The sequence below is a fragment of the Lacticaseibacillus jixiensis genome, assembly GCF_042847315.1.
GTDB classification, from domain to species: Bacteria; Bacillota; Bacilli; order Lactobacillales; family Lactobacillaceae; genus Lacticaseibacillus; species Lacticaseibacillus jixiensis.
On record NZ_BAAFPR010000010.1, the window covers coordinates 54,840 to 75,883 of the forward strand.

Here is a 21,044-nt window from a genome sequence, read left to right on the forward strand (position 1 = left end):
ATCTCGCCCGCGCGCCTTGTTCTAGGCGCCTTCGCGCTGCGCGCTGCGTTGCCAAGAACAACGACACCACTGACGCCATTTGGCCTCCGTCTCAGCCGTCCCCGCTCGCCGGTTTCTAGAAATTCGCTTCAGCTCATGACTCGGGTCGATTTAGGATTGAGCTAGCACTGCGTAGGCTGATGTGGAACTGGTTTTGCAAAGCGCGTGATCACCAAGTCCTGTCTCTAATAAATTCGTGCCAGCATCTGGTTTAGTTTAATCTAGAGTTGGGCTAGCGCATTGTGGGCTGATACGAATGAAGTAGGACTGGTTTTGCGGAGGGGTGTGGGGTTGGCGAGTCAGTCAGGCCGTGAAACGATCAGCACAGTGAGACAAGCGGTTTGTGCTTGGCTCGCTGTGCTGATCGCGGCAAGTTCTGAGACAGGCAGGTGAGCGCAGCGAACGCCAGGCTCAGAACTTAGGCGGAAAACGCGCGTTTTTCAGCGCGGTTGCAGCCGGCCGCACAGCCTGACTGACTCGCCGGCCCCGCAGCCCGCAGCAAAACCAGTCCGGCCAGTTGCCCATTTTCAACAAGCTCAGTAATAACTTAGGAAGTGTATGATGGTTCAATTTATCAAACCAGGTGCCGTGATCGGCATCATTGGCGGCGGCGTACGCGGGTATCAACTTGCCGTTGCCGCAGCCGAAATGGGCATGCATACGATCGTGATGGCCCCGCAAGACGGCGACATCGCCTTTAACGTTGCTGACATGCGCATCGTCGGTGACGCCACTGATCCCAAAGCCTTGTCGCGCATGTGCGACTTGGCGCAAGTGATCACTTTTGTCGACGAGAATGTTGACGGCACCCGTTTGGCCCAAGTGGCCAACAAGCGCCAGCTGCCCAGCGGTGTCGACATCCTCAGCGTCACGCAAGACCGCTATTTGGAGAAAGTGTTCCTCGATGACTTGAACATGAACATTCTGCCTTATGCGCAAGTCGTCACCGCCAAAGACATTCCCGCCGCCGTTGAAACTGTCGGCTTCCCGTCGATTCTCAAGCCGATCCAAAAAGGCATCGGCGTCGACCAACAATTGCGCCTCACTGAACCAGCTGACATCAAGCGTGCCGAACAGCTCCTGCAGCAGCGGCCGTATGTGCTGGAAGCTTGGTTGGATGACCCAATCGAATATTCGGTGCTGGTGGCCAAGTCTGGCGATACCGTCCAGGTGCTGCCGGTGGTGGAGAATCGCTTTGAGCATCACTTGTTGAAGTCTTCGGTTGTGCCGGCTCGCGGCGGCAGCGCCGTGATCCAAGAGATCCAGCGCATTGCGCGGGTGTTGGCTGATAAAATCGATTATGTGGGCGTGTTTGGCATTGAATTATTCATGACCCAAAACCTGACGATGTACGTCAAGCGCGTGTTCCCAGGCCCGCAAATCAACGGCCATGTGCTTAAAGCCACAACTGGCATTTCAGCTTATACCATGCATTTGCGGGCGTTGTTTGGCTGGCCGCTGCCGAGCGTCACCTTGCGCGATGGCGGCGCTTTGCTGCCGCTGCGCAAAGCTGATCTGGCAGCGGCAATGACGCAGATCCAGATCAAGCCTGATTGGCAGTTCGCCTTTTATCCAGAAGGGGCCGATGAAATCGGGCAGATCACGGTATTAGGCGAGCGGCATGCAATCACCCAGGCAATCAATGCCACCGATTATTTCCAATTGTGAAGCCGCGGGGCCGCGTTAATCTGAGCAAACGAAAGTCGTGTGCTCAGTTTAGCTCAGTCCCACATCCCGCTTTATGTATCCTGCAAACCCAAGGAGGAAAGTTTTCATGATTGATCGTTACAGCCGTCCTGACATGGCGGCAGTTTGGACCGAAGAGAACCGCTACAAAGCTTGGCTTGAAGTCGAGATCTTGGCCGCTGAAGCCTGGTCGACTTTAGGGGAGATCCCAGAAGCCGACGTGGTGAAGTTGCGCCAGAATGCGAAATTCACCGTGGAGCGTATCCATGAAATCGAAGCCGTGACCCGCCATGACGTGGTGGCTTTCACGCGGACTGTCTCAGAATCACTCGGTGAAGAGAAGAAATGGGTGCATTTTGGCTTAACGTCAACTGATGTGGTCGATACCGCCCAAGGCTATGTGCTCAAGCAAGCCAACACCATTCTGCGTGAAGACTTGGTGGCGCTGACTGACGCGCTGGCCAAATTGGCCAAAGCCTACAAGCACACCGTGATGATGGGCCGTACCCATGGCGTGCACGCTGAACCAACCACCTTTGGGTTGGTCGTGGCCACTTGGTATTCCGAAATGAAGCGCAACTTGGCACGCTTTGATGAAGCTGCCGACGAAGTGCAAGCCGGCAAGATCTCTGGGGCCGTGGGGACTTTTGCCAACACCCCGCCAGCCGTTGAAGCGTATGTCTGCGAGCACTTAGGCATCCGTGCGCAAGAGATCTCCACGCAAGTCTTGCCGCGTGATTTGCATGCACGCTACATTCAAACCTTGGGCTTGATCGCCACTTCTGTTGAACGCTTCGCCACTCAAGTGCGCCACATGCAGCGTACCGAAGTCCATGAAGTTGAAGAACACTTCAACCCGGGTCAGAAGGGTTCCTCTGCCATGCCGCACAAGCGCAACCCAATCGGCTCAGAGAATGTTTCCGGCTTGGCGCGCATCATCCGCGGCTACAGCATCCCAGCCTTGGAAGATGTGAACTTGTGGCATGAACGCGACATTTCCCATTCCTCTGCCGAACGCATGATGCTGCCAGATGCCACTGGTTTGCTGGATTACATCTTGCATCGCTTCACCAGCATCATTTCCAATCTGGATGTTTTCCCAGACACGATGATCGCCAACATGAACAAGACCCATGGCTTGATCTTCTCCCAGCGCGTGATGTTAAAGCTGATCGAATCCGGCTTGTCGCGTGAAGCCGCTTATGATCTGGTGCAGCCAAAAACTGCGCAAGCTTGGGATGAACATCGCGACTTCCGCGCTTTGTTGGAAGCTGATCCCAAAGTCACCGACCGTTTGGACAAAGCGGCCATTGATGACGCCTTTGATTATCATTACCACCTGCGCCATGTCGACGAGATCTTCGACCGCATCGGCTTAGGCGATTAAGGAACCAGGCTGGGACATAAAGCGGTTGCGCCAATAACGCAAACGGCTCTACTCCACGATTCTGCACTTTGAATCGCGGAGTAGAGCCGTTTGCGTTACTTGGCGTTGCTTTATGGCGCGCGACTATGCGAATGGTGTCCCAGCACTATTTGTATGGGCTGGTGATTATGCGGTAGAATGGAGCCATTGGGAAACTGGAGGATAACATGGATCACTTGGCACAAGCGCTACAAGCAAAATATTCAACGGACTGGCAGACTGAACTCACCAACGCCTTAGTCGACTTGGCCCAAGTGGCCGGCGGCACCCCCAAGCAAGTGGCGGTGGTGGACTTGGCTGTCGACTTGCGCGGCTTGTGGCCGCAAACCTTGACCCTGGACGGCGTGGCCCATGTCACCGCCAGTTTGTGGCCGGCGATCACCGCCACGGCGGCGCTTGAAGCCATCCCACCAGTGGGCAAACCAGTGGATTGGCTGATCCGTAAATTTATCCGCGCCTATACCGTGGCCTTGCGCGATCCGGCACAATTGCCGCAAAGCGTCTTCGTGCGCTGGCCTGTGGTGCGGGCGTTAGCCAATCATTTTGCCGCGTTAGGCGCGGTGGTGCATGCCTTGCATCTGGATGAAGAGGCCAAGCCGGTGCAAGTGACGTTGTATGGGCCGCTGGCTGATGAAACCAAAATGCTGATGGACAGGTTTGGCGTCGCGTATCACGAAGCGGCGATGACGCCGCCTTGGCAGCGTGCTTTTGGCACCAAGACGCATATGGACCCGCTGGCGATCGTGACGGCGCGTCCGCGCATGGGTCAAGCCGAAGCCGGTTTAGCCAACGATGTCACCAGCCGTGCACGGCATCTCATCAAGCGCCATTGGACGCGCACCCCGGCGCCGGCTTTCACCAAGCAAAAGCCGCAGCTGATCCAAGTGTCCGGCCGCCCGGATGCCTATACCGTGTTTGATTTGGAATTCTCCAGCGGCAACAAGCAAGAAGGCCAGTTTGCCACGGAAATCGGCGCGTTAAAAGTGCGCAATGGCCAAATCGTCGATACCTTCGATTGCTTCGTGCAAGTGCCGCAAGGGTCGCATCTCAACCGCCGCTCGCAAGCGTTAACCGGCATTCACGCCGGGTTGTTGGCGCGCTTTGGCCGCCCGGCGACCACGGCGTTAAACGAGTTTCAGAATTTCATCGGCAAAGATCCCGTGTTAGGCTTTGCCGTTAAAGGCGGCGACTTGTTGGTGATGCAGCGTCAGTTTGGCTTGTATGCCACGCCAGGGCGGCTGTTGGATGTGTCTGATTTGGCCAAAGCCGGCGGGCCGATGCCTGGCTTGCCTGATGTAGGCTTGGCCAAGTATCGCCGGTATTTGGGATTGGATATCTTGGCCCATGGGGCGGTGTATGATGCCGTGACCACGTATGCGCTGTATGCGTATTTGCAAGGCACGCCGCTTGAGCCGACAGCGTTAATGGCTGATTTCAACCGGGTGTTTGCGCAGACGTCTTTGCGTTAGTCGCGGCAGCTGGCGGGGCCCGCAACGGCGCAAGGCGGCGGCGAGTCGGCGCAGGCGGTGCTGCACCTCTCCTAAGCGGTGTGATTTAGGTGATATTATCTGCAATCACCAATCTTTACTCAATTGTTGCTTAATAATCAGTTTAGTTAATAAAAGCGCGCAAACTCAGTGCCTCACCGAGTTTGCGCGCTTTACTTTTAAGGTGCAGTCGTCGTTATCTGGCGCTGGCTGTCAGCCGGGTGACTGTTGCCAGGCGTTTGGTTGGGCGCTGGCAACATGTATTGTTGAATGTAGTTGATAATTTCGCGGTTTTGCGGCAGCTGGCTGTGGCTGGCGTTATCGCCAGAAACGGTGATCTGGGTGTAGTGCGCGACATGATTTTGATAGATGTATTTGCCGCATTCGACACTATCAAGCGGCACGGTGCCGTCGCCATCATAAGTTTCCGTGCCAGCCAGCGAATACACGGTCAGCGCTTTTGGTAAAGCCTTGCGTTGGGCGATCAAGTCGTTGAGCATTTGGGTGCGGTTTTGCGGATTGCTTTCTTCAAGATTATATGGCGTCCCGATCGTCATCAGCCGGTCGATCGAGACATCGGCGCTTTGGTAATATTTCTCCAAGAACAGACTCAACACTAAGCCGCCGTTACTGTGGCCGATCGCGCGGAAACGGTTGAAATGATAAGTCGCAGTGAGGTGAGTCAGTGCCTGGTCAAACCAGCGGGCTTGTTTTTTGATGTTGTGATAGCCATCGTGATTGTTCTCAAAAGCGATCACGATATACGGTTCGTTATCTCGTGCGGCGATTTTGCCGGATTTGACCAAAGTGCCATTGGTTTTGACCGTGATCTTTAATAAACTGTGGCCGGTTGTTTGGTGATTCAAGGTCGTGATGAGGCTATTGAAGCGCTCTTGGGTCGCAGAACTTCCAGGCACAAAGATAAGCGGCTGCATCTGCGAATTGTGCACCACTTTTGCATCGCGGACTTGCTGACGCATCCAAATGGTCGATGTGACAAAAACACCGATCCCAGCCATGACCAGTATTGCGTCTAACACGAAGAATTTAAGCCACTTAGGCATGAGCGCCACCTCCTGTCAGCTTCTTGACAAAAGGCACATAAATAGCGACAGCAACCGCCAAACCCAGCAATGAAACCAATAAAGCTGGCCAATTGCCATTGGTGGTGAGCCAGGCGAGCAAGGGCCCAGGCGTCGTCGGTGGCACTTGATAAACCGCCGGCGTCATCAAATGTAAATGCAAAGCCAGCCAAGCAATGCTGGTTGCGGCCAATGGGGCCAAGACAAACGGCACCAGCAATAGCGGCTCAAGCACCACTGAGTACCCTAACATTAGCGGCCAATTCAGGTTGACTAAGCTGGGCCCCAGGCTGATATATGCCAGCCGACGCTTAGCTGCGCGATGGTCGACCAATAAGATCGCAATCACCAAGGCCAGCGTCATCCCCACGCCGCCCATCAGCGCAAAGGGCCGATACAAAGTCCCTAGGGTGTCGAGATGCGGTAACGTTTTGTTCGCCAAAGCGGCGTTTAAGTTAGCCTCAGCAGTGGCGCTGGTCAGCATTGGAGTTGATGCAGAAATCGGCGTCGGCAGGCCTAGCCAGCCTAAGCCGCTGTTAATCAAAGCCACCAGGCCAATGTGCAGTGTCCAGTGGTTGGTATTGCCGGGTAATACCGTCGGCCATGTGGTCGCCAACAGCGTGCTGCTGGTTTTGGCCAAGGTGGTCATCCCGACGCGAATGGCCGCCATTAACGCCAACCACCCTGTGGCCAGAAACTGCGGCTTGTGAACGCGGGCAAACAGCCAACCGCATAGTGCGCCAAATAAGAGCCCAGTCAATAACCCGTCTAACCCCAAAGCAGGTCCAAAGCTGATCAGCGGGGAAGTGTTTAAGATCAACCAGCCGGCGCCGCTGCTTAAAGCGGCCCAATGCGCCATGGTTGCACCGGCAGCGCGGGCGGCAAATACCGCCGCCAACAGCCCAGTTAAGCCCAAGGTGTAAGTGACGATCAAGCCTAAGCCAATATGGATCTGCGTAAAGCCTGGCCACCAGTGGGCGAGTTGAAAAATCACTGCGAAGAACCCGTCGCGGCTGAAGACACTCAGCAACAATGCTTGCGCCCAAGTACCCACAATAATCAGCGGCATCAATGCGGCAAAAGTTGCAGTCACAATTTGGTAAAAGCCGCTATGATAATAAAGCTGGCAAAATTTGCGCACAACGACCGCCTCCATCAATTCAGCCATTTTACCAGAAGAAGTAATATATTGTTTACGCCAAGGCAAAGGTGTTAAGGATAAACAAGCCCGGCACCTGAGAATTCACTGATTCTCAAGGGCCGGGCTTGTTTGATTGCCGTCATGTTAACGCAGCTTGCCAGTATCGAACAACTTGCGGATCTGGGTTTGAATCGCCAGCATTGTCGCGTGCGGCTCGTGTTCAAAGCGCGTCGTCAAACTGGTGGTTTGTAACGCCTCCACCGTTAACATCAACTTGTGATCGATGTCATAGATATTCAAACCCGTATCGGTGAGTTCAGCGGTTAAATACCCGCCTTCGACACCTTCATCCAACAGCTGTTGCGCCCAGTTCTGCAAGCCCTTGTGGATCACTTGTGACACTGGTTGATGAAGTTGCACAGCCAAGGTTTGCGCTTGGCTCATTGTTTCAGGAATCTCATGCATGATCAAACACCGCCTTTGTGCCTTAAATGTACGCCGCAAAGCAGAATTTGTCACGCATTAACCGGGCCTAATTCACCGCTTTGTGCCGCAGCCAACCGGCAATCATTTGCCGATTCAAGATGATGACTGGAATCAACAAGGCCAATGCCACAAAGCCCCCTGATGGAAAGCCCCACACGCCGCCAGCCACATCCATCACGCCGCCGACCAGCAAGCTGCCTAAAGGTGTGGTGCCTTGATTGAGCAGCACATATACGCTCATCACCCGGCCGCGCAAGTTAGCCGGAATGCCGAATTGAAAGCCGGCGTTGGATTGATTCAAGAAGATCATATTGCAAAAGCCCACCAGCACCATGATCGCCATGGCCAGCCAATATTGATGAATCACCAGCATCAGCGCCTGCAAGCTGGCGGTGCTTAAGGCAAAAATCAAACAAAAGTCCCGCCGCAAGCCAAAGCGCGACAAATAACTCATCAAGAATGCCGCCACCAACGAACCGATCCCGGTGGCTGACAACAAATTGGCGTAGACCTGCGCGCCGGCGTGCAGCACTTCTTTGGCGTAAATGGGGATGATGACGTTGTTGTTATAATTCAAGGTGCACACGATCAGCATCAACACCGCACTTAAGCGAATATCCGGATGCGACCACACATAACGCAAGCCTTCCACGACGTCTTGCCACACGCGCTGCTTAGAAGGGGTGGCCACCACATGATCGAGCTTGATCAAGAACAACCCAGCCAGTACGGCCAAATACGACACCGCGTCGATCAAGAAACAGATGCCCACGGAAAACTGCACCATTAACAATCCAGCCAGACTTGGGCCAGCAATTTTGGCCAGGTTAAAAATCGTCGAGTTCAAGGAGATGCCGTTGATCAAATCCTTGGGGCCGACCAGTTCCACCACAAACGATTGGCGCGTGGGGGTATCGATACTTTGCAAGACCCCATGGGCCAAAGCGATCACCAATACTTGCCAATACTGGACGATGCCGGTCATCACCAACACCGTCATGATCACGCCTAAGAGGCAATAGCCGCTTTGGGTGATGATCAAGATGGTGCGCTTGGGGATGCGGTCAACGAAAGTGCCTGCCACCAAAGTCAGAAACAAGATCGGCAGAAATTGACAAGCCGTCAGCAACCCTACCAGCATCGCCGAATCGGTCATTTGATACACCAACCAAGTCTGCGCGGTGCGCTGGATCCACGTGCCCATGGTGGAGATGCACTGGCCGATCCAGAAATTGCGGAAATTGCGATTATGTAAGGAACTAAACGTGCGTGACAACACTTGCATAGGCGCCAACTCTTTTCTATGCAGACCCAAACTTAATGATAACGTTTTCCTATTAATAAATTACCGCACTGGCCAAGAAAGTCAACCGGCGAAGTGCACAAGAATGGGGATGAGGAACTTCGGCATAAACCAATCCGAGGTGGTTTGCCACTCAAATGGATGAAACATATACCAGCTTTAAATTGTCCGCAGCTTAAGCGTAGGATATAATGGCATAAAAGCTTTGCTGGCAGATTTTACGCGTATTTTTCTAACAATTAAGGTGAGTAAAATGAAATATACCAAAGCTATCAAGCAGATGCTTAAATCGCTGATCGTCACGTGTGTATTCGCCGCCTTAGCATGGATCGTACTATGTTTCATTCTTAAGAAAGACGTCCTATTTACCCCAGCAGTCGTCGGATTTAGCTGTGCGCAAATCTATATCCTCTACGTCCAATTGACCCCTGCAAAGAAACACTGAGGATAGACCAGAACAAGCGCACAGGCCCTTGTTCCCGTTATTAGGTTCAGCATAGAAATAGTCTCTGCCTCCACGGCCACAACCGTGGGGGTATTTTTTTCGGCTAAGTACGTGTCATGCCGCGCTTTCGTTAAGTTCAGGTGCTTCGCTCGTCAGACAAAAAAACCGTTCCCCCACAACAGGTAACGGTTTTTGGTGACAGTATGTCCTAATTTGATATCGCCTAATTATTGCATGTTCGCCCAAAGGTTACCATCAAATCTGATCGTCCGGCTGGTTGTTGTCAAGCCTGTGCCGAACGGGTGTTTTGTGATATAATTTTCAGAGGTTTCCGCTGGCATTTTCACAGCGGAGTTTGACGCAATGCGCTCACGAAAGGACGATAGAATTCCATGGCGACTCCCTTACTCAAAGGCATGAATGACAAACAATCAGAGGCGGTGTTGGCGACTGAAGGGCCAGTGCTGATCATGGCCGGCGCCGGCTCCGGCAAGACGCGGGTGTTGACCCATCGCATCGCGTATTTGATCGAAGACAAAGGCATCAATCCCTGGCGCATCTTGGCCATCACCTTCACCAATAAAGCCGCGCGGGAAATGAAAGATCGCGTCGGCGCCTTGTTGGATGCAGAAGAGGCCCGCGACGTGTGGGTTTCGACGTTCCATGCCTTGTGCGTGCGCATCTTGCGGCGCGACATCGAGAAGCTCGGTTACAATCGGGCGTTCACCATCGCCGATCCTGGGGAACAATTGACCTTGATCAAGCATATTGTGGCGGACTTGAACCTTGATCCCAAACAATATGACCCTAAGACCATTCTTGGTACGATTTCCAACGCCAAGAACGACTTGATCAAGCCTAAAGACTATGCCGCCACAGCCGCCAGTCCTTTTGAGAAGGCGGTCGCGCAGGTTTATCCGGAATATCAGAAGCGCTTGCGCGGGGATGCGGCGCTGGACTTCGATGATTTGATCATGATGACGATCGAATTGTTCCAGCAAGACCAAGAAACGCTTGAATTCTATCAGCGCAAGTTCCAATACATCCACGTCGATGAATACCAGGATACCAACGAGGCCCAATACCAGCTGGTGCACATGCTGGCAGAAGGCTATCGCAACTTGTGTGTCGTCGGCGATGCTGATCAGAGTATCTACGGCTGGCGTGGTGCCAACATGCAAAACATCTTGGACTTCAAGAAAGACTACCAAGACGCACAAGTGATCCTCTTGGAACAGAACTACCGCTCCACCAAGAACATCTTGGCCGCCGCCAATGACGTGATCAAGAACAACAAGACCCGCCAAGTGAAAACGTTGTGGACAGAAAATCAAACTGGCGACAAGATCACCTATTATCGCGCCCAATCCGAACAAGACGAAGCGTACTTCATCATTCGCCAAATCGAGGCCCAAACCGCCAAAAGCAAGCGCCAGTATGGCGACTTTGCCATTCTGTACCGCACCAACGCTCAAAGCCGGGCGATTGAAGAGGCTTTTGTCAAATCCAACATCCCGTACAAAATGATCGGCGGTCACAAATTCTACGACCGCAAAGAGATCCGCGACGCCTTGGCGTATTTCCGCCTGCTGGTCAACCCAGCCGACGACATGAGCTTCGCACGCATCGTCAACGAACCTAAGCGTGGCATCGGTGCCACGTCGGTAGAAAAGCTGCAGGACTTTGCCAACCAGAATGGCTGGGACATGTTAGAAGCCGCCGCCAACGCCGAATTATCGCCAGTTAGTGGCAAGGCGCGCAAGTCTTTGGCCGAGTTTGGCATGCTGATGCAAAAGCTCACCTTGCAGAAAAAAGACTTGTCCATCACCGAAATGATGAAGCGCCTGCTGGAGCAAACCGGCTACTTGCCGGCCTTGCAAGCGGCCAACAACATTGAAGCCGAAGCGCGTATCGATAACTTGAACGAATTGCTGTCAGTGACCAAGCAGTTTGAAGCGCGCTATGAACCTGAAGAAGAAGACAGCGACATTTACGTCGACTTCTTAGCCGACTTGTCGCTGCTGTCTGATCAAGACGATGTCGATGATGACGCGCAAGAAGTGACCTTGATGACCTTGCATGCCGCCAAAGGGCTGGAATTTCCGGTCGTGTTCTTGGTGGGGATGGAAGAAGGCTTGTTCCCGCTGAGCCGCGCGGCAATGGATGAAACCCAGCTGGAAGAAGAGCGCCGCTTGGCCTATGTGGGCATCACCCGCGCTCAACAGCAGCTGTATCTCACCAACGCCTATGGCCGCATGCTATATGGCCAGCGTCAGAACAATCCGGAAAGCCGCTTTATTGATGAGATCTCGCCGGAGTTGTTGGAAACTGCTGGCCAGACTCAAGTGAAGTCGGATATTCCATTTATCAACCGCACCCAGCGCGCCGTGACCCCGACTTACAGCAAGCATCCCACCGGTACCAAGGCCAAAGTCGTGGCCAACCATAGCGCTGCGCCAAGCAGTGCCGCTGGTAAAGTCAGCTGGACGGCTGGCGACAAGGTCGAACACCGCAAATGGGGTGTGGGCACTGTGGTCAAGGTCAACGGTTCTGGTGATGATCAAGAGCTCGACATTGCCTTTGCATCCCAAGGCGTCAAGCGTTTGCTTGCGGCTTTTGCGCCGATCAAGAAAGCGTAAAAGGTTTGCGTTTTTGGCTGGGGCCGGGCTGGTGGTGCTGCGCGGCGTGAAGCCAGCAAGCCGGCGCAGGCGGCGCGGCCGGTTCCAACCACGCCAAGTGCGCGTGTTTTCCACCTAAGTTCTGAGCCCGCATTGCTGCGCTCAGCGCGGTCTCAGAACTTGCCGCAATCAGCAAAGCGAGCCAAGCATAAACCGCTTGTCTCACTATGCTGATTGTTTCGCGGCCTGACCGGCTTGCTGGCTTCACGCCGCTTCGCGCCACCAGCCCTACGTTGTGGGTAACGGCTGATATTTTGGTGGCGCAACACTTGCCCGTTCGCTAAGGGAACGATTATCTTGGTAACAGCAATGGTGAGGTAAAACGATACGGTGTCCAATAGGTAAAATCAGCAGATGTGTTGCATAGACGTTGACTGATTTGGACAATTAACCATTTGCTCGCGGCAGAATTGAACAGTACTTCACTGATCGTCTTGATATAGGTAAAATTACCGATGTTGTCGCTAATGATGGTTATCGCAAGTTTTGCAAATTCGGATGCAAGTAAGTATTCTGGAGGAAACGGTAACCGAGGGCAGCTGGGGCGGAGGCGCCTAGAACAAGGCGCGCGGCAGAGATCCACTTTGCGTACGGAGCGAAGCGCAGACGCAAAGTTAGCTCTGCCGCCGCCCACCACGTTCCACGCCATTTGGCCGTAGCGCCAGCTGCCCTCGGGTACCGTTTCCGGCCGCACCGCCTGCGCCACCGAACTAGCCCCACGCCGCGCAGCAGCCCTGGCCCGGCCTTTAGAACTTTTTGTGAGTCATATCTCAAGGAGGAATTCCCTGTGGCACAACAACCTGTAACAGCCTACACGCAAGAACAAGCCGCACCAGTCGTGGCTGATTTGGTACGCCAGCTCAACCAGTGGCGCGAAGAATATTACACCAATGACGCGCCAAGTGTCGAAGATCACGAATACGATATCCAATATCGCCGCCTGCAAGAATTCGAAGCGGCGTTTCCGGCACTGGTGCAAAGCGACTCGCCCACCCAAAACGTTGGCGGCGACTTAAACGCCGACTTGCCCAAAGTCCCGCATCCGATCCCGATGCTGTCAATGGGCGACGTGTTCTCGCTGGCAGAACTGCAAGCGTGGGCTGCGCGGCTGCAAGCCGATCAAGCCGAGCCTTTGGCCTACAACGTTGAACTTAAAATCGACGGGCTGTCCTTGTCGCTGGTTTACGAACAAGGCAAGCTGGTGCAAGCTTCCACCCGCGGCGATGGCAACATCGGCGAAGACGTGACCAAGAATGCCCGCACCATTCCAGACATTCCGCAAACGCTAAGCCGGCCCCTGGACATCGAAGTGCGCGGCGAGTGTTACATGCCTAAAGCCGCTTTTGCCAAGCTCAATGCCCAACAAGAACTTGCCGGCGGGAACCTTTTTGCCAATCCGCGCAACGCCGCAGCCGGCAGCTTGCGCCAGTTGGATGTGCAAGTAACCAAAAAGCGCGAATTGGCGACATTCATGTACACCGTGATTGAACCTGAGCGTTACAACTTAACCACCCAGCACGATGCGATCAACTTCTTAAGCGAACTGGGCTTTGCCACCAATCCTTCCAGTGTGCATCTCACGGATATCAACGCCATTGATGATTACATCACCACCCAAACCGCCGACCGCGACCAATTGGCTTATGGTATTGACGGCATCGTCGTTAAAATCGATGACTTGGCTTTGCAACAAGCGCTAGGCAACACAGTGAAAGTGCCGCGGTGGGAAATTGCTTATAAGTTCCCGCCGGAAGAAGCGGCGACGGTGGTGCGCGACATTGAATGGACCATCGGCCGCACCGGTGTGGTGACGCCTACTGCTGTGATGGATCCGGTGCAATTGGCCGGGACCACCGTCAGTCGGGCGACGCTGCACAATGAAGCGCAGATCCAAGCCAAAGACATCCGCATTGGCGATACGGTGATGCTGCACAAAGCCGGCGACATCATCCCAGAAGTGTCGCGGGTGGTGGTCGACTTGCGGCCGCAAGGAACCAAGCCGGCGCCGATCCCAACGGCGTGCCCGTCTTGTGGTGAGCAATTGGTGCATTTGGATGAAGAAGTCGCTTTGCGCTGCATCAACCCGCGCTGCCCGGCGCAAGTGGCGTCGCAGCTGACGCATTTTGCATCGCGCAACGCAATGAACATTGATGGGTTGGGGCCGAAGATCATTGCGCAGCTGATGAGTCATGATTTGGTACATGATGTGGCGGATCTGTATCGGCTGACTGCTGATCAATTGGCACAGTTGGACAAGTTCAAAGCCAAAGCGATTAATAATCTGTTAAATGCGATCGATAACAGTCGGCAAAACTCGGCAGAACGCCTAGTATTTGGGTTAGGGATCCGCCATGTCGGCGCCAAAGCTGCCACATTGTTGCTGCAGCGCTTCGGCTCAGTTGATGCATTAGCCAAAGCTGATGCTGAGGAGGTGGCGGCAGTTGACGGCATCGGCCCGATCATCGCCGATTCGCTGGTGGCGTGGCTGGCGACGCCTGGCGCAAAGTTATTACTTGACGAATTGCGCCAAGCTGGCGTTAACTTGAAGTACACCAGCGGCGTGGTGCAAGCCACCAGTGGGCCTTTTGTGGGCAAAACAGTGGTGATCACCGGCAAGTTTGACGCGTTCTCGCGGCCGGAATTAGCCAAGCGCTTGACGGCTTTAGGCGCCAAAGTCACCGGCTCGGTGTCAAAGAAAACCGATCTCTTAGCGGCAGGTGAAGCCGCCGGCAGTAAGTTGGCCAAGGCGCAAAGTTTAGGCATTGAAATTGCAAACGAAGCGCAACTAATCGAAATGATGCAAAGTGAGGATTAACACGCAATGAAGAAAGTATTGGCAATAGTGGCGGTGGCGGCATTCACCGTCGCCTTGGCTGGGTGCGGCAAGCTGAGTTTCAGCTCGGATCAAACCAGTTCCACCACCCAAACCGGGACCAGCACCAGCAAATATCAAACCACCGGCACGGTGGATGCCAACATGTACCAAGGCGTGATCAAAAACGGCCGTTATCAAACCAGTTCCGCGCGCGGCTTAACGATCAGTGAAAACACCCAAGGGTCCAATACTTACAACATCAAGTCCATGGAAAGCGGCTTGCAAAGCATTGCCATGAGCCATTTTCCCACCAACAAGTATTCATTCGAAGAAGGCCAATACCTGTCTACCGCCACGGCACAAGACTGGCTGATGCGCAAAGCCGCCAAACAAGACGAGAAAGGCACCGAAGGCCCAGACGGCTTGAACCCGTCGAAGTATCAAAACGGCGAATCCGGCAAAACCATTGCCAATTACCAAACCGCGGCGCCGAAGTATTTGGCCACAATGCTGGAACAAGACTACATGCAAACTTCCGGCAACACCATGAAACTCGGCGGCATCACTTTGGCCTTGGGGCTTAACCAGTATTATTACTACCAAAAGCAAACTTATGGCGCAACGTATTCCACCAAGATCCCAGACGCCACTTTGGAAAAGCAAGGCAAAGCCATTGCGGCCAAAGTGATCGCACGCTTCCGCAAGCTTTCCGGCGTGGGCAACAATGTGCCGATCGTGATCGCTTTGTATAAGAATGCCGATCGCGATTCGCTGGTTGGCGGCACGTTCTTTGCCAGTGCCACCAGCAATTCCGGCACCAGCTTAGACGCTTGGAAGAATATCGACGAGAAGAATCAAGTCCTGCCGGTAGTTGAAAACGAAAAGGCGATCAACTCCACGGTAGCCAACGACTTCACCAACTTCACCGACCAAATCGAGAACTTCTTCCCAACCTTGGCCGGGGTGACGGCGCAAACGCATTATAAGTCTGGCGAATTGTCAGGGATGAACATCACCATCAACACCCAATTCTATGGCGAAACCGAAATCGCGTCCTTTACGCAATACGTGGCCACCAGCGCCCAGAAGTATTTGCCAAGCGGCGCCAAAATCGAGATCCAGATCCAATCCACTGCCGGCATTCAGTCTTTCGTGGCGCGTGAAGCAGGCGAAAAGAGCTTCTACACCCATGTGTTTGGCAGCTACTAACTCGTAATTGAGCAGGGACTCCGTGTGAGTTCCTGTTTTTGTGTGTTAGGGAAAGGCCGGGTCAGGGCTGCTGCGCGGCGTTGGAGGAGGCCGGAAATGGTAACCAGGGGCAGCTGGGGCTACGGCCAAATGGCGTGGAACGTGGTGGGCGGTGGGCGAGCTAACTCGACAACTTCGCTGCGCTGCGCCTGTCGAGTGGATCTCGCCCGCGCGCCTTGTTCTAGGCGCCTCCGCGCTTTGCGCTCCGTTGCCAAGAACAACGACACCACTGACGCCATTTGGCCTCCGCCCCAGCTGCCCCCGGTTGCCATTTCCTTCTGAAGTCGGCTCAGGTTACCTCTATATCACGATTGCACCAGGATCTGCCTAGGAAGCCGTGCATGAGTCCAGCCCACACCGCTGCGCAGCCCTTGTCCGATGTTATCTGAGAGGGGTTAAGCGTTAGTCAGGTCAATCATTGACTGCGCGATGGGCAGGGGTCTGCACAGCCAATCAACCGCGCGGTTATCGCGGTTTGTGGGCTGGTTCTGCATACGCTTCTCCGCGCGATTCTGAAAGGTGTGAAAACTGTATGATCGATGGTTAACTCATCTGATCAATCGAAAAATATTAGCTGTGCGAGGTCATTTGCACTTGATGTTTCGTGACATTGGATTAATCGTTTTCGTGGCAGTTACTGTTGATCACATATCGATGCGCCAGTGCATCTTTTGATACGAACAACCTAGGACAGGTGTTGCGAAGCGGCGTGGGGCCAGCAGGTCGGTCAGGCCGTGAAACGATCAACGCAGTGAGACAAGCGATTTGTGCTTGGCTTGCTGCGTTGTTCGCGGCAATTTCAGAGACGGGCAAGTGAGCGCAGCGAACGCCTGGCTCTGAAATTAGGTAGAAAACGCGCGCTTCTCAGCGCGGTTGGAACCGGCCGCACCGCCTGCGCCGACCTGCTGGCCCCACGCTGCGCAGCGACATCTGTCCGGCCTGCTGCCAATTTTTATTATGGTCACTGTCAACAACTTTTGGCAGGCAAGCTGACATGGCCGCTACCCGCAGTGGACAAACAATGGTAAACTAATGAGTAGTTTAAGTAAGAAAGCGGGGATTCGATGATTACGAAGCAAAGCGTCGCCCATGTCGCAGAACTGGCGCGGCTGTCTTTTACCGAAGACGAACTGCAACAATTCACAGCGCAACTCGACGACATCTTGAACATGGTGGATCAGCTTGAAGAAGTGGACACCACAGGCGTTGCACCAACGACGCAAAGCATTCACCTGCAAAACGTCATGCGCCAAGACGTGGCCCACAACGACACACCAACTGAAGACTTATTCAAGAACGTCCCAACCAAGAAAGGGACTTTGATCCAAGTACCAGCCATCATCGACAAGGAGGAAGACTAGCGTGGATTATTTTGCAACGGATATCGACACGCTGCACCAACAGCTTGTTGACGGCACGATCACAGCCAGCGACTTGACCAAAGCGACCTTGGCCAACATCAAGCGCATCGATCCTGAAATCGAAGCGTTTCTGACCTTGAACCCTAACGCCCAAGCCCAAGCTGATGCGGCGGACATCGATGCGGATCAGCCATTGTCTGGGATTCCGATCGGGATCAAAGACAACATCGTCACCAAAGACCTCACCACGACCGCCGCTTCTAAGATGCTGGAGAACTTCGTGCCAGTGTATGACGCCACAGTGGTCGAAAAGCTCAACGCTGCCGGCGCCATTGATGTCGGCAAGTTGAACATGGATGAATTTGCCATGGGGTCTTCCACGGAAAACTCCGCCATGCAAACCACCAAGAACGCTTGGGATCACACTAAAGTCCCTGGCGGCTCCTCAGGCGGCTCAGCAGCTGCCGTGGCTTCTGGCCAAGTCTTAGTCGCTTTAGGTACCGATACTGGCGGCTCGATCCGCCAGCCAGCGGCATTTAACGGCATTGTGGGCTTCAAGCCAACGTATGGCCGCGTTTCTCGCTGGGGCTTGATCGCTTTTGGCTCCAGCTTAGACGCCATCGGCACCTTGAGCCGCTCAGTTAAAGATTCCGCGCGTGTGTTGAACGTCATCGCCGGCCACGACGAGAAGGATTCGACTAGTGCAGAATTGGCTGTGCCTGACTTCACCGAGAAAATCGGCCAAAGCATCAAAGGCATGAAAATCGCTTTGCCGCAAGAATACTTAGGCGAAGGCGTTGACCCGAAAGTCGCTGCGGCGATTCAACAAGCTGCTGACCAATTCCGCGCGCTTGGCGCCACGGTGGACACGGTATCCTTGCCGCACACCAAATATGCGGTGCCAGCTTATTACATCATTGCCAGTTCCGAAGCCAGCTCCAACTTGCAGCGCTTTGACGGGATCCGCTATGGCTTCCGCGCCAAAGATGTGAAGAACTTAACGGATGTTTATGTGCGTTCGCGTTCTGAAGGCTTTGGGCCGGAAGTCAAGCGCCGCATCATGTTAGGGACCTTCTCCTTGAGTGCCGGCTTTTATGACGCGTACTTCAAGAAGGCCGCGCAGGTGCGCACGTTGATCTCAGATGACTTCAACAAAGTCTTTGAAGATTACGATTTGGTGATGGGTCCAACCACGCCAACCACTGCGTTTGGCATTGGCGAGAATGTCACCGATCCGTTGACCATGTACATGAACGACATCTTGACCATTCCGGTGAACTTGGCAGGCTTGCCTGCTGCATCGATTCCGGCGGGCTTTGTCGATGGCATGCCAGTGGGCTTGCAATTGATCGGCAAGCATTTTGACGAAAGCACGATTTATCAAGCTGCGGATGCATTCGAAGCGCAGAATGATTATCTCGATCAGATCCCGGGAGGTGCCCAAGCATGAATTTTGAAACAACGATTGGGCTAGAAGTCCATGTTGAATTAAAAACCAAGTCCAAAATGTTCTCCCCGTCGCCGGTATCTTATGGCGCCGAGCCTAACACCATGACCAACGTGATCGACTGGGGCTTTCCTGGCGTCTTGCCTTCCATCAACAAAGGTGCTTACAGCTATGGCATCATGGTGGCGTTAGCGCTGCATGCCAAAATCAGCGAGTATACGCATTTTGATCGGAAGAACTACTTCTATCCGGATAACCCGAAAGCTTATCAAATCACGCAGTCTGAACAGCCGCTGGCCACTGATGGCTGGGTGGAAATCGAAGTTGATGGCAAGAAGAAGAAAATCGGCATTGCCGAATTGCACGTCGAAGAAGATGCCGGTAAGAACCAGCATGAACCAGACGGCTATTCTTACGTTGACTTGAACCGCCAAGGCACACCATTGGTCGAAATCGTCTCCAAGCCTGATATCACCAGCCCGGAAGAGGCTTATCAATACCTCGAACAACTGCGCCAAATCGTGCAGTTCACCGGCGCGTCTGATGTCAAGATGGAAGAAGGTTCCATGCGGGTGGATACCAACTTGTCTGTGGCGCCGATCGGCAGCGACAAGTGGGGCACCAAGACTGAAATCAAGAACTTGAACTCTTTCAACCACGTGCGCGACGGCTTGGCCTATGAACAAAAGCGCCAGCAGGAAGTCTTGCGTGCTGGCGGTGTGATCCAGCAAGAAACCCGCCGTTGGGATGTGGATAAGAAAGAAACCATCTTGATGCGGGTCAAGGAAGGCGCAGATGATTACCGCTACTTCCCAGAACCAGACTTGCCGCCAGTCCATGTGTCGCAGTCGTGGATCGACGAAGTCAAAAACAGCCTGCCGGAAGCACCGGCACAGCGGCGTGCCCGTTACGTTAGCGACTGGGGCATTCCCGAATATGATGCCGGCGTGTTGACGCAGACGCTTGAAATGTCTGACTTCTTTGAAGCCACCGTGAAAGCCGGCGCTGATGCCAAGCAGGCGTCTAACTGGTTGATGGGCGAAGTGTCCGGCTACTTGAACAGCGAACACTTGGAACTTAAAGACGTCGCCTTGACGCCGGAACATTTGGCAGGGATGATCAACTTGATCGCTGATGGCACGATTTCCAGCAAGATCGCCAAGAAGGTCTTCCAAGAGATCATCAAGAATGACACCGATCCTAAGGCCTTTGTTGAGAAGAAGGGCATGGTGCAGTTGTCTGATCCTGCCGTACTGACACCAATCGTTACTGAGATCTTGGATAACAATCAGCAAAGTATCGATGACTTCAAGGCCGGCAAAGACCGAGCAATCGGCTTCTTGGTGGGTAACATCATGAAGCAAACGCGCGGCAAAGCCAACCCGAAAGTCGTTAACCAGATCTTGATGACTGAAATTAAAAAGCGTTAGTTAAATGCTGGGCCTGCCGGCACCACCGGCGGCCACAGCTACGACTACAGCCCCAAGGACCAGCCATATAGGGGGTGCTCGACCAAGCTAACTCGCAAAAAGCGCGAGTGGATCTTGGCTGCGCCTCGCTGTAAGCGACAAGTCGCTAACAGCGATCCCAATATGGTTGGTCCTTGGGGCTTTCGTCTCCGCCGTGGCCGCCGGTGGTACCTGCTGTGTGGCGGATTTCATGGTTACGAACCGGTCAAGTTAGTCAAGACGAGCAGGGTAAGCGTTGCGCCACGCAGCTCGACGATCATCAACGCAACGTCACGGTTCTCATACTGTGGCGTTGTTTTTTTGGTTAGTGCCGGACTGATGAGGCTCCGGCGCGTGGGGGCAGCCAGACGGCGCAGGCGGTGCGGCCGGCTTCAACCACGCCAAGTACGCGTGTTTTACGCCTAACTTTTGAGCTTTGCACTCGCCTGCGGCTCGCCTTGCAAATCTCAAAAGTTGCCGCGAAGCGTACAACAAGCCAAGCACCACCCGCTTGTCTCACTGTGCGCTTCGTTTCACGGCCTGACCGTCTGGCTGCCCCCACGCGCCTGCGCCTCACCAGTCCTCCTGCTTTCGGGATCGGATAGGTTGTCCGCACTGGCAGTAACAGAGTGTTGGGCAGTTGACGTTACCATTTGAAACCGGGTTTGTCTAAATCATGTGGTTAGCTGCCGTAAAAGCCGACGCAGCGACTTTTACGGCTATTTGCTTTACCCACGTTTTCCATATTTGGATGTTTCACGTGAAACATTTGCTCAGAAGTCACAGTAGTCAGATGTCGTTAACGTTACCAGTAGAAATAGCAGGTTATGCACGTTATGTGGCAAGCGGCGTGCCTTGCTGGCTTTGCTAGTTTCAGGATAAGTAGGACACTAACGCAAACCACGTTTATGGACAGTTGTCCAACGCGGCGCCAATTACAAGCGACTAAGGT

Annotated in this window: 13 protein-coding genes; 9 read left to right on the forward strand and 4 right to left on the reverse strand. The window is 53.9% G+C overall.

Annotated elements, in window-relative coordinates; genetic code table 11:
• Window positions 1–600: 600 nt before the first annotated feature.
• The 3 genes from ACGG90_RS08260 (at window position 601) to ACGG90_RS08270 (ending at window position 4,620) form a co-directional block, all read left to right on the forward strand.
• Window positions 601–1,707, forward strand: coding sequence for an ATP-grasp domain-containing protein (locus ACGG90_RS08260; RefSeq protein ID WP_390408148.1), 1,107 nt, complete (start codon window positions 601–603; stop codon window positions 1,705–1,707).
• A 106-nt stretch (window positions 1,708–1,813) separates the two neighbouring features.
• The gene (gene purB / locus ACGG90_RS08265; RefSeq protein WP_390408151.1) at window positions 1,814–3,112 is read left to right on the forward strand and encodes an adenylosuccinate lyase; all 1,299 of its coding nucleotides are present in this window, start codon (window positions 1,814–1,816) and stop codon (window positions 3,110–3,112) included.
• Between the two features lie 206 nt (window positions 3,113–3,318).
• Window positions 3,319–4,620 carry a 3'-5' exonuclease gene (locus tag ACGG90_RS08270; protein ID WP_390408153.1) on the forward strand — a complete coding sequence of 434 codons (1,302 nt, stop codon included), beginning with the start codon at window positions 3,319–3,321 and terminating at the stop codon, window positions 4,618–4,620.
• Between the two features lie 197 nt (window positions 4,621–4,817).
• On the opposite strand, the gene ACGG90_RS08275 is transcribed toward ACGG90_RS08270, so the two are convergent.
• The 4 genes from ACGG90_RS08275 to ACGG90_RS08290 form a co-directional block, all read right to left on the reverse strand.
• Entirely contained in the window at window positions 4,818–5,657 is an 840-nt protein-coding gene (locus tag ACGG90_RS08275; RefSeq protein ID WP_390408246.1) for an alpha/beta hydrolase, read from the reverse strand.
• Between the two features lie 37 nt (window positions 5,658–5,694).
• On the reverse strand, window positions 5,695–6,861 hold the full coding sequence (locus ACGG90_RS08280; protein ID WP_390408156.1) for a PTS transporter subunit EIIC: 1,167 nt from the start codon (window positions 6,859–6,861) through the stop codon (window positions 5,695–5,697).
• A 144-nt stretch (window positions 6,862–7,005) separates the two neighbouring features.
• Window positions 7,006–7,326, reverse strand: a complete 321-nt coding sequence (locus tag ACGG90_RS08285; RefSeq protein WP_390408158.1) for a hypothetical protein — start codon at window positions 7,324–7,326, stop codon at window positions 7,006–7,008.
• A gap of 67 nt (window positions 7,327–7,393) precedes the next feature.
• Window positions 7,394–8,632, reverse strand: coding sequence for an MFS transporter (locus ACGG90_RS08290; protein ID WP_390408161.1), 1,239 nt, complete (start codon window positions 8,630–8,632; stop codon window positions 7,394–7,396).
• Window positions 8,633–9,487: 855 nt separating this feature from the next.
• Here ACGG90_RS08290 and pcrA point away from each other — a divergent pair.
• The 6 genes from pcrA (at window position 9,488) to gatB (ending at window position 20,074) form a co-directional block, all read left to right on the forward strand.
• A complete protein-coding gene (pcrA, locus tag ACGG90_RS08295; RefSeq protein ID WP_390408164.1) occupies window positions 9,488–11,734 on the forward strand; it encodes a DNA helicase PcrA in 2,247 nt (748 codons plus the stop codon).
• An 826-nt stretch (window positions 11,735–12,560) separates the two neighbouring features.
• Window positions 12,561–14,588, forward strand: a complete 2,028-nt coding sequence (gene ligA, locus ACGG90_RS08300) for an NAD-dependent DNA ligase LigA (RefSeq protein WP_390408167.1) — start codon at window positions 12,561–12,563, stop codon at window positions 14,586–14,588.
• Window positions 14,589–14,594: 6 nt separating this feature from the next.
• Complete coding sequence (locus ACGG90_RS08305; RefSeq protein ID WP_390408170.1) at window positions 14,595–15,797, forward strand: CamS family sex pheromone protein; 1,203 nt, start codon at window positions 14,595–14,597, stop codon at window positions 15,795–15,797.
• Between the two features lie 1,103 nt (window positions 15,798–16,900).
• Window positions 16,901–17,197, forward strand: a complete 297-nt coding sequence (gene gatC, locus ACGG90_RS08310; protein ID WP_390408173.1) for an Asp-tRNA(Asn)/Glu-tRNA(Gln) amidotransferase subunit GatC — start codon at window positions 16,901–16,903, stop codon at window positions 17,195–17,197.
• A gap of 1 nt (window position 17,198) precedes the next feature.
• Window positions 17,199–18,647, forward strand: coding sequence for an Asp-tRNA(Asn)/Glu-tRNA(Gln) amidotransferase subunit GatA (gene gatA, locus ACGG90_RS08315; protein ID WP_390408175.1), 1,449 nt, complete (start codon window positions 17,199–17,201; stop codon window positions 18,645–18,647).
• Entirely contained in the window at window positions 18,644–20,074 is a 1,431-nt protein-coding gene (gene gatB, locus ACGG90_RS08320; RefSeq protein ID WP_390408178.1) for an Asp-tRNA(Asn)/Glu-tRNA(Gln) amidotransferase subunit GatB, read from the forward strand. Before gatA ends, gatB begins: the two co-directional genes overlap by 4 nt.
• The last annotated feature ends 970 nt before the right edge of the window (window positions 20,075–21,044 follow it).

What these genes read in the sequence shown, in the direction of transcription:
- ACGG90_RS08260 (WP_390408148.1), top strand. Translation starts at nt 601, where the DNA reads ATGGTTCAATTTATCAAACCAGGTGCCGTGATCGGCATCATTGGCGGC.
- purB (WP_390408151.1), top strand. Translation starts at nt 1,814, where the DNA reads ATGATTGATCGTTACAGCCGTCCTGACATGGCGGCAGTTTGGACCGAA.
- ACGG90_RS08270 (WP_390408153.1), top strand. Translation starts at nt 3,319, where the DNA reads ATGGATCACTTGGCACAAGCGCTACAAGCAAAATATTCAACGGACTGG.
- ACGG90_RS08275 (WP_390408246.1), bottom strand. Translation starts at nt 5,657, where the DNA reads ATGGCTGGGATCGGTGTTTTTGTCACATCGACCATTTGGATGCGTCAG.
- ACGG90_RS08285 (WP_390408158.1), bottom strand. Translation starts at nt 7,326, where the DNA reads ATGCATGAGATTCCTGAAACAATGAGCCAAGCGCAAACCTTGGCTGTG.
- ACGG90_RS08290 (WP_390408161.1), bottom strand. Translation starts at nt 8,632, where the DNA reads ATGCAAGTGTTGTCACGCACGTTTAGTTCCTTACATAATCGCAATTTC.
- pcrA (WP_390408164.1), top strand. Translation starts at nt 9,488, where the DNA reads ATGGCGACTCCCTTACTCAAAGGCATGAATGACAAACAATCAGAGGCG.
- ACGG90_RS08305 (WP_390408170.1), top strand. Translation starts at nt 14,595, where the DNA reads ATGAAGAAAGTATTGGCAATAGTGGCGGTGGCGGCATTCACCGTCGCC.
- gatC (WP_390408173.1), top strand. Translation starts at nt 16,901, where the DNA reads ATGATTACGAAGCAAAGCGTCGCCCATGTCGCAGAACTGGCGCGGCTG.
- gatB (WP_390408178.1), top strand. Translation starts at nt 18,644, where the DNA reads ATGAATTTTGAAACAACGATTGGGCTAGAAGTCCATGTTGAATTAAAA.